Source organism: uncultured Pluralibacter sp. (assembly GCF_913775985.1).
Taxonomy (GTDB): Bacteria; Pseudomonadota; Gammaproteobacteria; order Enterobacterales; family Enterobacteriaceae; genus Pluralibacter.
This window is the reverse complement of the sequence record NZ_CAJYMB010000147.1, coordinates 292487-305830: the sequence shown is the minus strand read 5'-3', so window position 1 is coordinate 305830 and position 13344 is coordinate 292487. Positions and strand designations below refer to the sequence as shown.

The window sequence follows — 13344 nt, the reverse complement described above, 5'->3', positions numbered from 1 at the left end:
TCCGCTTAGCCCTGTACCACCTCCCCCGCCGCCGGCTCATCCATCGCAATATAAATCGCTTCGCCGAGCTGCTGCATTATCCGGCGGTTCTGCTCACTGGTGGGCAGGGCGCAGTTGATGCGCAGGCAATTGCGGTATTTTCCGGCGGCGGAAAACAGCGATCCCGGCGCCACCTGAATATTGAGCCGGCGCAGCTGGAGCGCCACGCACACCATGTCCACCTGCTCGGGAAGCTCTATCCACAGCATGTAGCCGCCCTGGGGCCGGGTAAGGCATATGCCGCAGGGGAAATACTGGCGAACCCAGCAGGTGTAGGTTTCCATATTGGCCTGATAGATCTGCCGCATCCGGCGCAGATGCCGGTGGTAGTGGCCCTCGCGCACAAAGGCCGCCACCGCCAGCTGGGTGGCGGGCACGTTGGTAGCGCTGGCGGCGTATTTCATGTGCAGCACCCGATCGCGGTAGCGTCCGGGCGCCACCCAGCCGACGCGCAGGCCGGGCGCGACGGTTTTGGTAAACGAGCTGCACAGCAGTACGCGGCCGTCGATATCGAACGAATGAATGGTGCGCGGGCGCGGATAGTCGTTTGCCAGCTCGCCGTAAATGTCATCTTCAAACAGGGCGATGTCGTAGCGCTGGGCCAGGGCCAGCACCTGGCGCTTGCGGGCCTCGGGCATGATAAACCCCAGCGGATTGTTGCAGTTGGGAACCAGAATAACGCCTTTGACTGGCCACTGCTCCAGCGCCAGTTCGAGGGCTTCCACGCTGATACCGCTCTGCGGATCGGTGGGAATTTCGATGGCTTTGATATTGAAGCCGCGCAGCAGCTGCATGGTGCCGTAATAGCAGGGGGATTCCACCGCCACAATATCGCCAGGCTCGCAGACTGCCAGCAGCGCAATCGACAGGGCAGCGTGGCAGCCGCTGGTGATCACAATATCCTCCGCCGTTACCGCCGAACCGCCGTCCAGCATCAGGCGGGCTATCTGCTCGCGCAGCTCGCGGCGGCCCTGCAGGGAGTCATAGCTAAGAATGTCCTGCGGGCAGTGCTGAATAACCCGGCTCATCTCCCGCCACAGCGGCTTCAGGCTCGGCTGATCCACATCCGGCGCGCCGCCGCCGAACGGGATAATGGTTTTATCGTGGCGCGCGTCGAGCAGCGTCCGCACCTGCTCCCACTGGGTGACGTCCACCGGGCGCTGGACCGGGCGGGTCATGGCGGGCACCGGCGGCTGGGCGTGGCGCGGTGCAATAAAGTAGCCCGACCGGGGACGGGGCACGATCAGCTGCAGGGTTTCCAGCTGCTGGTAGGCCTGCTGGACGGTGCTGATGCTGACGCCGTGCTCCTGGCTCAGGGCGCGCACCGAGGGCAGCTTCTCTCCCGGACGATAGAGGCCCTGCTCAATACGCTCGGCGATCAGATTAGCCAGGTGCTGATATCGGGTCATTCTGTATCTCTTATTTATACTGTTCCGGGACAAAAACCGGTACAGATGGCGCATAAAATTGCGGTTCAGTCTCTTTTCTACGCCATCTGTATGTTAAAAAAAAGTATATTTTGAATCTGTATTGCCAGCACCCCGCCGGGCGAAGATAGCGCTACAGGCTAACGAGGAGGCAGGCAATGGAATTTGACGCAAACAGAGCAAAAAGACCGTTTCATTTTTATGTGCAGGTAGGGCGCTGGCTGGCGCAAGAGTGGCGGGCCTACAAAACCCGGCAGATGCTGCGCAGGCTGGATGACGATCAGCTGAGAGATATCGGGCTGCGCCGCTCCGACTGTGAATAACAGAGCAAATAAAAAAACGCCTGTATCACTTGCCGGCCCTGGAGAGAGAAGGTCAGCCGATACAGGCGCTGCAACATGTCGTTGCCACACCCCGATTATATTGCCCGATGTATTACCAGTAGCTGTTCCAGGTGGATACCGCTCGGGTCAGCGCCTCCATCAGATAGTAATCGCCCCACGCGCAGCACTCGTCCACGCCGACATTGCCCTTGAAGTGATATACCGAGTGCTCCAGCAGGCCTTCGCCCGCTTTGTGGGTTTTATTGAGATAGCCGTCGAGCATCTTTTCAATGGTGCGCAGAGCGACCGCTTCGTAGGTTTCGCGGTCCGGGTGAGTAACCGGCAGCTGCTTCACCAGCTCCAGCAGGGCGCAGGCCAGAATGGCGCTGGCGGAGCTGTCGCGTTCGCTGCGCGGATCGGTCAGGGCCAGATCCCAGTAGCAGATGAGATCTTCCGGCAGGCGGTTGATGAAGTAGTTGGCCAGCGTCTGACTGAGCTCAAGCAGCCGCGCGTCGCCGGTATATAAATAGTTGAGCAGAAAACCGTAGACGCCCCACGCCTGGCCGCGCGACCAGCAGGAGTCGTCGGAGAAGCCCTGGTGGGTATTGCCAAAGCGCGCCTCGCCGGTGTTCACATCCATAAAGTAGGTATGGAAGGTCGATCCGTCCTGGCGCACGATATAGCGCCGGGCCTGCTCGATGTGGCTTTCGGCGGCGCGGGCGTAGCGATTGTCGCCGCCGATCAGCGAAGCCTGATACAGCAGCGGCAGATTCATGTTGCAGTCGATAATCATCCGCCCCTGCTGCTCGGGGTTATCCAGCGCGCCCCAGGCCTGAATGATCCCGCACTTCTCGTGGTAGCGTTCCATCAGTACTTCCGCCGCCTGCAGGGCGATATACTTCGCTTCCCGATTGCCGGTCAGCTTGTTCGCGGCGATGCAGGAGAGGCTGTAGAGAAAGCCGAGATCGTGGTGGTCGGTGTGGTCGCGGGTGGCGATGCGCTCGCCAAAGGATCGCACGTGCGCCTCGGCCAGCTCCCGGTAGGCCTGCTTACCGCTCCACTCCCAGGCCAGCCACAGCTGGCCGGTCCAGAAGCTGGTGGTCCACTCCTGATTATCAATCACCGGATAAACGCCTTCTTTGCAGGCGGCATCCGGGAAGCGCAGGCCGAAGTAGCCGCTGTTGCGGTCCACCGCCGCCAGAATACCCGGCATCGCGTCGCGGATCTTTTGGCTAATGGCCAGCCGCTCGCCGTCGCGCAGGCGCTGCGGGGCAATCATTTCTTTATTAATTGTCTCAGACATCGGTTTTCTCACTTCTGTACTTTAGTGAACGGCTTGCTGGCCGCGGCGGGGAATGGCCGCCGCCTGCTTATGCTGCCTGCAGGTTGATAAGGTAAGGGTGGAGATGCCGGTGAAGACCAGCGCCACCAGGCCCATAATCAGATAGGTGTGGCCAAAGCCGATGGTCTGGTAGCCGTAGCCCGCCGGCGGGGCGATAACCACCGAACCGACGTACACCATCGCCTGATAGCCCAGCAGATACATGGTGGCATTCACGCGCTTGTCGAAATGCTCGGCGATATATTTGAAAACGGAGACCAGAATCAGGGCGATTTCGATGCCGTACAGCGGTTTCACCAGGCAGATAATCAGCGGATCGGTGGTCAGGCCCGAAATAATCAGCCGCAGGCTAATCACCAGTCCGGTGAGGATCATGCCCTGCTTGGCGCCGATGCGGTTAATAATCGCCGGGACCAGCATCATGCCGAAAAATTCCGCGGCAGACTGTACGGTACTCATATAGCCGAACATGGCGTTACCTTCGGCTTTAGTGCTGAAGAAGGTGACGAAATAACGCGAGAACTGCTGTTCGGCAATAAACATCATCCACGCCACGCCGGCAATATACAGGGAAAAGGTCCAGAATTTTTTATTACGGAACAGGGCAAAGACGTCGCTAATAACGATTTTCTCTTTCGACAACACGTTATTATCTTCTTTGCCAAACTGATCGACCTTCAGGGTTAATAATACTCCCAGCATGCACAGCGCCGACACGCTGCTGATGGCGAAGTTAATTTTCGGCGACATATTATAGAGGTAGCCCGAGAACGAGGACGCGGTAGCCCAGCCCAGCGCCGCCCACATGCGGATGCGGCCAAACTCCATCTGATACAGGCGGCTAAAGCGGTCGATGTAGGACTCCTCCGCCGCCACCCCGGCATACCAGCCGAGGCTGAAGAACAGCGCGCCGACAATCATTCCGGAGATAAAATGCGTCTCCAGCAGCGGCAAATAAACCCAGATATAAAACGGTGCCATCAGCGCGGAGATAATACAGACAAAATAGAGCAGATGTTTTTTCATGCCTATTTTATCCATAATATATCCGTAAACCGGCTTAATAATAACGGCGAAGATACCGTTAACCGCAAATACGGTGCCAATCTCCACGCCATTCAGTCCAGCTTTATCGCCGAGCCAGATGGCATACAGGCCAAAACTGGCGGCCCAGGTAAAGGTAAACAGGAAGACAAATAAACTGAGCTTAATATACGCCGACCTTGTCGACTGTACAGGGTTTGTCATTTTTATCTCCACGCGCACGCGAGTGCGTCATTTATTTTATCTGTAGGGTTTTATTATTAATATTGAGCACCTGATTTACGCTATCGAATGACACCCCTGGTGAAGGCGGCAACGCAGGCGACGGCACGGCGCGGACAAAACAGCCCAGCCAGTGCGTACCCGGTTGAAGCGTGGTGCTCAGGCAGGGGATTTCCCCCGGTGATGCATACAAAATATTGCTGTTCGGCGGTACGGTGACGCTGAGCGGCAGCCGCTGGGCCAGCAGATCGTCAATCTGGCAGACGCCGGATGTAGTGCTTAACGTCATGCCGTGCTCGCCCTGAACGATACGCAAATCGCGGTGGCGGTTGACGGCAAATCCTCCTTCTACGCAGTCGAGTAAACGCGGGGTTTCAACCCGGTGAATACGCACGTGGCCCTGCTCGTGAGCAATCAGCCAGGTGGTGACAACGACATCCTGCCAGGGACGCCAGACGCTGCGGATGCAGGTACCCTGCATCTCCACCGACTCGCACTCCCGCCGCCCGCGCCAGTAACCGTCCTGCTCGCTGAACATCAGCGCGGAATCGCAGGCCACGTGGTTCAGGCCGTAGATGCCCCGCTCAACCGTAAAGCCGAAGTGGCTGGAGTAGGCAAATTTGCAGTATTTAGCGTCAAAATTGACGAAATTATTCCGGTCATACTGCCCGGACATCACCATCCAGACGTGCTGGCCCTGCGGGTCGCGCACGATAACCTGTCCGGCTTCAGCAATGGGATGCACGAGGTCCAGAGCGGGCAGCGGCGCGGCCTCGCACTGCCAGAATTCGCTCTCCGCGGGCAGGGCCAGCACCAGCATCGCCTTGCAGGCCCAGTAGGGCGAACCCGGCGCGTTGTAGTCTTCGGTCATCACCAGATTTGGATAGGTGTAGCCGAGAGAAAACAGCCCGTCGCGGCCAATAAATGGCTGCTCCAGCCACCAGTCGATATGGCGTAAAATAAGCCCTTTGAGCACCGGCAGGCTGAAAACGTCCAGCCCGGTAAAGGCGGCGGCGCTCCAGAATGCCACCTGCACAAAGCGGTAGATAAGGCTGCGGCCAAAAGGCACGGCGCTGCCGTCCGCGGTGAAATAGTAAACGTAGTCATGGGCAAACTGGCGCGCGCGCTGGCGATAGCAGAGTGCCCGCTCGGGATCGATATCCTGCATAAAGTGGCTGTACAGCAGGCTGTAAAAGTGAAACGCGCTGGAGATGTAATAGTCCCGCGGTTTGCCGGCGCCATCGCTGTACCAGCCGTTGCCCAGCCAGAAAGCTTCCAGCGCGTTAAGATGCTGGTCAATCACCGCCATGTCGTAGCGGCAGCCGGCGCACTTCAGGCCCATCTGCACCAGCACCGGAAAGAAGTGCCAGTTGTTATCCGGCATCGCCACATCCGTGCTCTGGTTGAGCCAGCGCTCAAGATTGCGCTGCTCGTCAGCGGACAGGGCGCCCCACACGCCGCTGTCCGGGAGAGCCAGCACCAGCCCGAAGGCGGCCATCTCAACCAGGCGCTGATCGTTGTCACCCAGGTCACCCCAGTAATCCGGCGATGCCGGATCGGTGCCGCGGCGAATACCGTCCACAAAGGTATCGCGCAGATGCTCGCCCCGGCCGCCGTTCAGCAGCGGCACCAGCACCCACAGCAGGCGAATAAAGCCTTCCATCCCCGCCACGTCCTGCGGATACGTCGCTGACGTTTCTCCGGCATTAAGACGCGTGTTGTTGCGGGTAAACCACGGCAGCGCGTCGGCTATCCACTGCTCTGCGGTCTGGCAATATTCATCTCTGCTACGCATTCTGAAACCCCGTTTCAATTCTTGTTTCGGTTATATGATAGGTAAGTAACAGGTAACATAAATGTGACAATCATCGTATTTCTACGTAGCGAACGTAATCATGAACAACATTTGCGGCCAAACTGCGGCTAAAATTTCATTTCGATGATAAAAACTTAAGTTTATTCACATTGCGAGCATTGCCATGAGCAACAGAGCCCCGCAGGCGGCAGACAAGAATTACCTCGAGTACATCAACCTGAATGACAAGTCGATTTACTTCAACCGCATGAAAAATATGCCTGCTAACTACTATCACTGGCACCAGTGCGTGGAGATCCTCTCCATTTCTCAGGGCGTCGGCATTGCTCTGATGGAGAATCAGCAGTACACCGTGAAACCCGGGCGGCTGTTTATTTTCCCACCGGGAAAAATCCACAAAGTATTCGTCGAGCAGGACGCGCGTAATGTTTATCACCGCACCACGCTGCACTTTAACCGCACGGTGATCGATCAGTATCTGCGGGATTTTCCGCGCCAGCAGATGCTGCTGCGCCAGCTGTGCGCCCACGGTGAAAAGGCGCGGGTGTTTGATGTCAGCGACGAACAGCCGGTGATTGAAGCGCTGCTCGCGCGCTTTGAAACCCTGAGTAAAAGCGACTCGTTTAACATCAGCGACAGCGCCTTTTTGATTATGCAGCTGCTGAGCCTGCTGCCCCACGAAGAGGTCGAGCGCGGGCACAACACCTTCTCCGCCAGCGTGATCCGCTGGATAGAAAGTCATTTCCACCAGCGCTGCACGCTGGAAGATATCGCCGCGGAAATGGGCTGCTCCCGCGGCCACGCCTCCCGCCGCTTCCACGCCGAGACCGGCGGCACCATTCAGGAATACCTGATGATGCGCCGCATCCGCCAGGCCTGCGATCTGCTGCTGCACAGCGCCGACTCCGTACGCGAGATAGCAGAACAGGTCGGTTTTCCGGAGTACGCCTGGTTTATCACCAGCTTTCGTAAAAACATGGGCAAGACGCCTCTCCAGTATCGAAAAGCGTACGCGCCCTCCGGCGGGCGGGCGTCAATCCCCTAGAGAAATGTGCCAGCCCCTGCCCCGCGCCGCGAGTCAGATATCCTCCAGATCGACACCCCGGGTCTTCGGCCCGAAAATCCCGATGGTTAGCATCACGATCAGCATGCTCGCCACGATAAAGGCGATAACCCCGCCGGTGCCGCCGTACTGCAGAATAAAGCCGATAATAATGCTGCTGAACACCGTCGACAGGCGGCTAAAGGAGTAGCAGAACCCCACTGCCCTGGCGCGAATGTAGGTGGGAAAGACCTCCGACTGATACGAGTGGTAGCTGTAGGTCAGCCAGGCGTTGGACCAGGTGATGAAGAAACCGCAGACGATTAGCCACGCCGGGCTACTCTGGAGAGCAAACAGCGAGCCGAACACCACCGTGGTCAGGCAGGCCAGCACAATCTGCCATTTGTTCTCCATCCGGTCGGCGTAGCGGCTGCACAGCAGCGCCCCCAGCGGGTAAGCCAGGGTAATAAAGAAGGCGTACAGCAGGCTGTGGGTGACGGAAGCGCCCTGGCCGGAAAGCAGCGCGGGCAGCCAGTTGCCGAAACCAAAAAAGCCGATGGCCTGAAAGATATTCATCACCATCATAGTAGCCGTGCGCCCGCGGTAGCGCGGCGACCAGATATCCCGGAAGCTGCCGCGTACCGGCCCTGCGGCCTCCGGCGCGGCGCGCGGCGGAAAATCCTCCCCGTCAACGACGCCGCAGCGCGTCTCCATATCGCGCATCACCCGCCGCGCCTCGCCAAAGCGCCGCTGCTGGAGCAGCCAGCGCGCCGACTCCGGCAGCCGCTTGCGGATGACCCACACCAGCACCGAGGCCAGCGCGCCGATAATCACCACGTATCGCCAGCCGCTGAGGCCGAATATCGTCTGCGGCACCAGCCACCACGACATCAGCGCCACGGCGGGCACGGAGAGAAACTGGATAAAAAAGGCGAAGGCGAAGGCGCGGGTGCGCAGCGGCGCCGGCACCCACTCGGTGAGATAGGTGTCGATGGTCACCAGCTCAACGCCGAGGCCAATTCCCACCATCATACGCATGAAGATCACCCATTCCGCCTGCTGCTGGCAGGCCATCAGCAGCGAAAACAGGCCGTACCACAGCAGGGCGTACATAAAGGTGGCGCGCCGCCCGATGCGATCGGCCCAGGGGCTGAGCAGGCTGGCGCCGATGAACAAGCCAAGAAAAGTCGCCGCGGCAAACGCGGCGCTGTCGGCAATACCGAACGCTCCCTGTCCGCCGGCGTGAAAAATGCCGTCGGCGGCCAGCCCGCCGCTGATGTACCCGGTCTGGAAGAGATCGTAGAGTTCAAAGAAACCGCCGAGCGACAGCAGGATAATGAATTTCCATAGCCCGGCGGATGCGGGCAGCGCGTCTATGCGCGCCGCCAGATCCTGCTGATAAAAAGGTTGTTGGTTATCCGGTTCGTCGCGCCCGGTTGTCACGCACTCGGCCATTGCAGTCCCCTGTCTTTTATTTTTTTCGCATGCCTGTCTGGATTATTCAGGGTATCGCCGTAAACGGGTGTTTTAAAATAGTTAATTCCCCCTCCGCGCGAGGATTTAAAACATAATAAAAGTTTAGGTTTTTAGCTTCGCCAGGCATATTCAAATTTACTGATTCATTTCACCATTATTAATGAGAAATACTGACATGGAGAATCATCAGCGCAAAAAAGCCGCCGCCAATAAACCGCAGCCTCAAAAAGGGTTACTATTTACAAGAGGGATTTTAGTAAACAAGAGAGGAGGAGATAATAATAAAACGTGTACGCAGAAGGGGAGGATAAATAATGCGGGAATCCTTTCCCGCCGGGCAGTATTACTTGCTTTTCTTCGCTTCTTCCTGAGCGCGGGTGTAGCTCTGAATCAGGTTAGAATAAGGTGCGATGTGTGGGCCAAGGATACCGGCAAAGCCCTGGATATCGTTACGCCAGTCGCGCTGCAGCTCGCCTGCGGCAGCAAACCAGGTCAGGATCTGACCGCCTGCGGCCTGGATACGATCCAGCGCAGTTTCACGGGAAATTGCATCGAAGGTAGCAGAAGCATCGGCGATAACGAACACGTCATAGCCTTCAGCCAGCGCGGACAGCGACGGGAACGCTACGCAGACTTCGGTGACCACGCCAGCGATGATCAGCTGCTTTTTACCCGTGGCTTTAACCGCGTTAACAAAGTCTTCGTTGTCCCAGGCGTTGATCTGGCCAGGACGGGCGATGTACGGTGCATCCGGGAAACGCTCTACCAGCTCCGGCACGATCGGGCCGTTCGGGCCGTCTTCGAAGCTGGTGGTCAGGATAACCGGCAGGTTAAAGAATTTTGCCAGATCGGCCAGGCCAATAACGCGGTTGCGCAGCTGGTCCGGGTTAAAATCGCGGGTCATGTTGAGCAGGCCAGACTGGTGGTCAACAAACAGGACAGCGGCGTCGTCTTTATCAAGGCGTACATAAGGCTTGGACATTATTAAAACTCCTCTGGTTAAAATCTGTTAGGCAACTGTTTATATAAACAGTGAATAAGTTCATCTGCGTTTAAAAAAACAGCCCATACCCCTGCAACCTTAGCGGATTAAAAAAATATTCTCCACGTAATTGCTATGGGTATAGACAATGACTTTCAATTTGTCAAATTATGAAACGAATAAACACAACACTGTGTTTTTTCATTTATGGCAACGATTTTTATTACCAAATGATAGTAAACAACCTTAACCTACAATTAAAAGAAATAAAAGCGCGCTACGCTTATTTGATTTCAGTTTTTGTAATGTTTTGTAGTTACTGATTATTAAGAGGAATTATTATGACGCTATGAAAAGGCTAATCTTTAGCATGCGATATAAAGTGAGAAGATTAACAGCAGTGAACTATTAACCCTAAAAAATAATGGAAATAAAGAAGGGGATATAGCGGGGCCAATGAGAATACTCTCTTTTAGCCCCGGAGGAATTCTTATTTACGATGCCAGTAGGCCTGAGAACGCACCAGGTGCGGGTTGATGTCACCGGTGACAAAATTATCGGTAAGCGACTTCACGACCGCCCCTTCGCCCGTCACCCAGATAAAATAGTCTTCTGCCGGCACGGTCACGGCCTGCAGCGCGGCGGCGATGGCGCTTTCATCGTGGCCGATAATCCACTCGATCTCAAATCCGCTGTCCGCCAGGTAATCCTGCCACGCGGCGTCAGCCACGGTAACAATGGCTTTCACCTTCGGCAGAACCGCCTGCTGGCGCAGGCTTTCCAGACGGCGGCGCAGCGCAGGCATACCGGATTCATCGCAGACGTACAGCTGCCAGCTGTAATCTTCCGGCACCACCAGCGAGCCGCGCGGGCCGGCAACGGTAAGCGTATCCCCGGCTTTCGCCTGCATCGCCCACTCGCTGGCCACGCCGCCGTCGTGAATAAAGAAGTCATAGGCCAGCTCGTGCCGCGCGTTATCGTACAGCGGAGTGTAATCACGGGTGGCCGGACGCGGGCCGTCGGCCCAGATAATGCCTTCATCGGTGACGGTCGGCGGGACGAAAGTGGTGCCGGGGGCGGGGAAAAAGAGCTTGGTATGGTCGTCAAAACCCTGGGAGATAAATCCCTCCAGCGCTTCACCGCCCAGCACCACCCGCTGGAACGCCGCGCCAATGCGCTCCACGCGCAGCACCGTCAGCTTGCGAAAGTGCAGCTCGTTACGCACGCGCTGGGGATATTTGTTTTTTTGCTGAGTCGTCATCGCGCCTACCTCGTCTAAGAAAAAGATATATCTAAATTGATGCGAATGATAATGATTGCTAAACAAGAAGAAAGCAAGCGCTTTTTGATATAGTCTTTACTGCCCGCACGTTGTGAATATATTCTTTATAATCATGTCATTAATTCGTATTCTGGCTATGCTATTGCTAATTTTTCATATTTAGATATAAGTTAGATATATCTTTATTAAGGGTTTTACCATGAATCAGCCTGAACAACCTGTGGATCGGCACGGCCTCCGCCGCCAGCGCTTTTTTGGCCACGGCGAGCTGCGCCTGGTGCTGCTGGACATCCTCTCCCGCAGCGACAGCCACGGCTACGAATTGATCAAAGAAGTGGAGTGCCTGACTCAGGGCGGTTATACCCCCAGTCCCGGCGTCATCTATCCAACGCTCGATCAGCTTCAGGCCCAGGGCCTGGTCACCGTGGCGGACGCAGAAAGCGGGCGCAGAATGATTGCCATTACCGAGGCGGGCCGCCGGGCGCTCGCCGCCCAGCAGCAGCCGCTGGGTGAAATCCAGCGGCGCCTGCAGGCAAGAAGCCTCGGCCACGCCCTGCGTAAAGATCCGCAGATGAAGCGGGCGCTGGAAAATTTTAAAGCGGTGCTGGATCTGAAGATCAACCAGCAGCCGATTGATGATGCCCAGCTGAAAAAAATCATCGCCGTTATCGACAGTGCGGCGATGGAAATTTCGCAGCTCCCCTGAATCCTCCGCTATATTCTGCTGCTGCCCCAAAATGGGGCATTTGCGCACCATGGCAGGGCAAGCCGTTCAAAATAGTGAACGTTTTAAGTAGTCGCTTCAGGAGTAAACTCGCAGCAGAATGTTCTCAAAATGATAAAATACTGTAACAACGTCGTTCCTCCTGGCGTTTATCTTGATTTTATCCCCCCTCTTCTCTCTGGCGTAAACCCTGCAATACTTAAATCAGTATCATGTGATACGCGATGCCAGGAGAATATTTTGAACAGGTTACCTTCCAGCGCCTCGGCCTTAGCCTGCAGCGCACACGCACTGAATCTCATCGAAAAGCGCACGCTCGACCATGAGGAAATGAAAGCTCTCAACCAGGAGGTCAGAGAATACTTTAAAGAGCACGTCAATCCGGGCTTTCTTGAGTATCGCAAGTCTGTAACCGCCGGCGGGGATTACGGAGCCGTAGAATGGCAGGCAGGCGGTTTAAATACCCTTGTCGACACCCAGGGGCAGGAGTTCCTCGACTGCCTGGGTGGCTTTGGCATCTTTAACGTGGGGCACCGTAATCCAGTTGTCGTATCCGCCGTACAGAATCAGCTCATGAAACAGCCGCTGCACAGCCAGGAGATGCTCGATCCCCTGCGTGCCATGCTGGCAAAAACCCTCGCCGCCCTGACGCCGGGCAAGCTGAAGTACAGCTTCTTCTGCAACAGCGGCACCGAATCGGTCGAGGCGGCGATTAAGCTGGCCAAAGCCTACCAGTCGCCGCGCGGCAAATTTACCTTTATCGCCACCAGCGGCGCTTTCCACGGTAAATCCCTCGGCGCGCTATCGGCCACCGCGAAATCGACCTTCCGCAAGCCGTTTATGCCGCTGCTGCCGGGCTTCCGCCACGTGCCTTTCGGCGATATCAGCGCCATGCGCAGCGCCTTGAGCGAGTGCAAAAAGACCGGTGACGACGTGGCGGCGGTGATCCTGGAGCCTATCCAGGGCGAAGGTGGAGTGATTCTGCCGCCGGTCGGCTACCTGCCCGCCGTGCGCAAGCTGTGCGACGAGTTCGGCGCCCTGCTGATCCTCGACGAAGTGCAGACCGGCATGGGCCGCACCGGCAAAATGTTTGCCTGCGAGCACGAGAACGTCCAGCCGGACATTCTGTGCCTGGCGAAAGCCCTCGGCGGCGGCGTGATGCCGATTGGCGCGACGGTGGCGACGGAAGAGGTGTTCTCGGTGCTGTTCGACAACCCGTTCCTGCACACCACCACCTTCGGCGGCAACCCGCTGGCCTGCGCCGCGGCGCTGGCGACCATCAACGTCCTGCTGGAAGAGAACCTGCCCGCCCAGGCGGCGCAGAAAGGGGAGATGCTGCTGGACGGCTTCCGCGAGATGGCGCGTGAATACCCGGATCTTATCCAGGAAGCGCGCGGCAAGGGGATGCTGATGGCCATTGAGTTTGTCGATAACGAAATTGGCTACACCTTCGCCAGCGAGATGTTCCGCCAGCGGGTGCTGGTGGCAGGCACGCTTAACAACGCCAAAACCATCCGCGTTGAGCCTCCGCTAACCCTCACCGTTGAGCAGTGCGAGCAGGTACTGACAGCGGCGCGCGAAGCGCTGGTTGCGCTGCGGGTGACCGCGGAGCAGGCCTGAAGATA

Annotated in this window: 11 protein-coding genes; 4 read left to right on the top strand and 7 right to left on the bottom strand. The window is 57.1% G+C overall.

Annotated elements, in window-relative coordinates:
• Positions 1 to 5 precede the first annotated feature (5 nt).
• Positions 6 to 1448, bottom strand: a complete 1443-nt coding sequence (locus QZ766_RS18865) for a PLP-dependent aminotransferase family protein (protein WP_297205887.1) — start codon at positions 1446 to 1448, stop codon at positions 6 to 8.
• Positions 1449 to 1624: 176 nt separating this feature from the next.
• On the opposite strand from QZ766_RS18865, the gene QZ766_RS18860 reads away from it, so the two are divergent.
• Entirely contained in the window at positions 1625 to 1789 is a 165-nt protein-coding gene (locus tag QZ766_RS18860) for a DUF1127 domain-containing protein (protein ID WP_297205885.1), read from the top strand.
• A gap of 112 nt (positions 1790 to 1901) precedes the next feature.
• On the opposite strand, the gene QZ766_RS18855 is transcribed toward QZ766_RS18860, so the two are convergent.
• From QZ766_RS18855 to QZ766_RS18845, 3 genes are read right to left on the bottom strand one after another with little or no spacing between them, the layout of a single operon-like run.
• A complete protein-coding gene (locus QZ766_RS18855; protein WP_297205883.1) occupies positions 1902 to 3092 on the bottom strand; it encodes a glycoside hydrolase family 88 protein in 1191 nt (396 codons plus the stop codon).
• Positions 3093 to 3113: 21 nt separating this feature from the next.
• A complete protein-coding gene (locus tag QZ766_RS18850; RefSeq protein ID WP_297205880.1) occupies positions 3114 to 4379 on the bottom strand; it encodes an oligosaccharide MFS transporter in 1266 nt (421 codons plus the stop codon).
• Positions 4380 to 4410: 31 nt separating this feature from the next.
• Positions 4411 to 6192, bottom strand: coding sequence for a DUF2264 domain-containing protein (locus QZ766_RS18845; protein ID WP_297205877.1), 1782 nt, complete (start codon positions 6190 to 6192; stop codon positions 4411 to 4413).
• A gap of 184 nt (positions 6193 to 6376) precedes the next feature.
• On the opposite strand from QZ766_RS18845, the gene QZ766_RS18840 reads away from it, so the two are divergent.
• Positions 6377 to 7258, top strand: coding sequence for an AraC family transcriptional regulator (locus QZ766_RS18840; RefSeq protein WP_297205874.1), 882 nt, complete (start codon positions 6377 to 6379; stop codon positions 7256 to 7258).
• Between the two features lie 33 nt (positions 7259 to 7291).
• On the opposite strand, the gene QZ766_RS18835 is transcribed toward QZ766_RS18840, so the two are convergent.
• The 3 genes from QZ766_RS18835 to QZ766_RS18825 form a co-directional block, all read right to left on the bottom strand.
• Entirely contained in the window at positions 7292 to 8710 is a 1419-nt protein-coding gene (locus tag QZ766_RS18835) for an MFS transporter (protein ID WP_297205871.1), read from the bottom strand.
• A gap of 364 nt (positions 8711 to 9074) precedes the next feature.
• A complete protein-coding gene (gene ycaC, locus QZ766_RS18830) occupies positions 9075 to 9713 on the bottom strand; it encodes an isochorismate family cysteine hydrolase YcaC (protein ID WP_297205869.1) in 639 nt (212 codons plus the stop codon).
• Between the two features lie 490 nt (positions 9714 to 10203).
• Positions 10204 to 10974: a siderophore-interacting protein gene (locus tag QZ766_RS18825; RefSeq protein WP_297205866.1), complete on the bottom strand. Its 771-nt coding sequence runs from the start codon at positions 10972 to 10974 to the stop codon at positions 10204 to 10206.
• Between the two features lie 220 nt (positions 10975 to 11194).
• On the opposite strand from QZ766_RS18825, the gene QZ766_RS18820 reads away from it, so the two are divergent.
• Together QZ766_RS18820 and ygjG are read left to right on the top strand one after the other, a co-directional pair.
• Positions 11195 to 11701 carry a PadR family transcriptional regulator gene (locus tag QZ766_RS18820; RefSeq protein ID WP_297205863.1) on the top strand — a complete coding sequence of 169 codons (507 nt, stop codon included), beginning with the start codon at positions 11195 to 11197 and terminating at the stop codon, positions 11699 to 11701.
• A 258-nt stretch (positions 11702 to 11959) separates the two neighbouring features.
• A complete protein-coding gene (gene ygjG / locus QZ766_RS18815; RefSeq protein WP_297205860.1) occupies positions 11960 to 13339 on the top strand; it encodes a putrescine aminotransferase in 1380 nt (459 codons plus the stop codon).
• Positions 13340 to 13344: the final 5 nt, after the last annotated feature.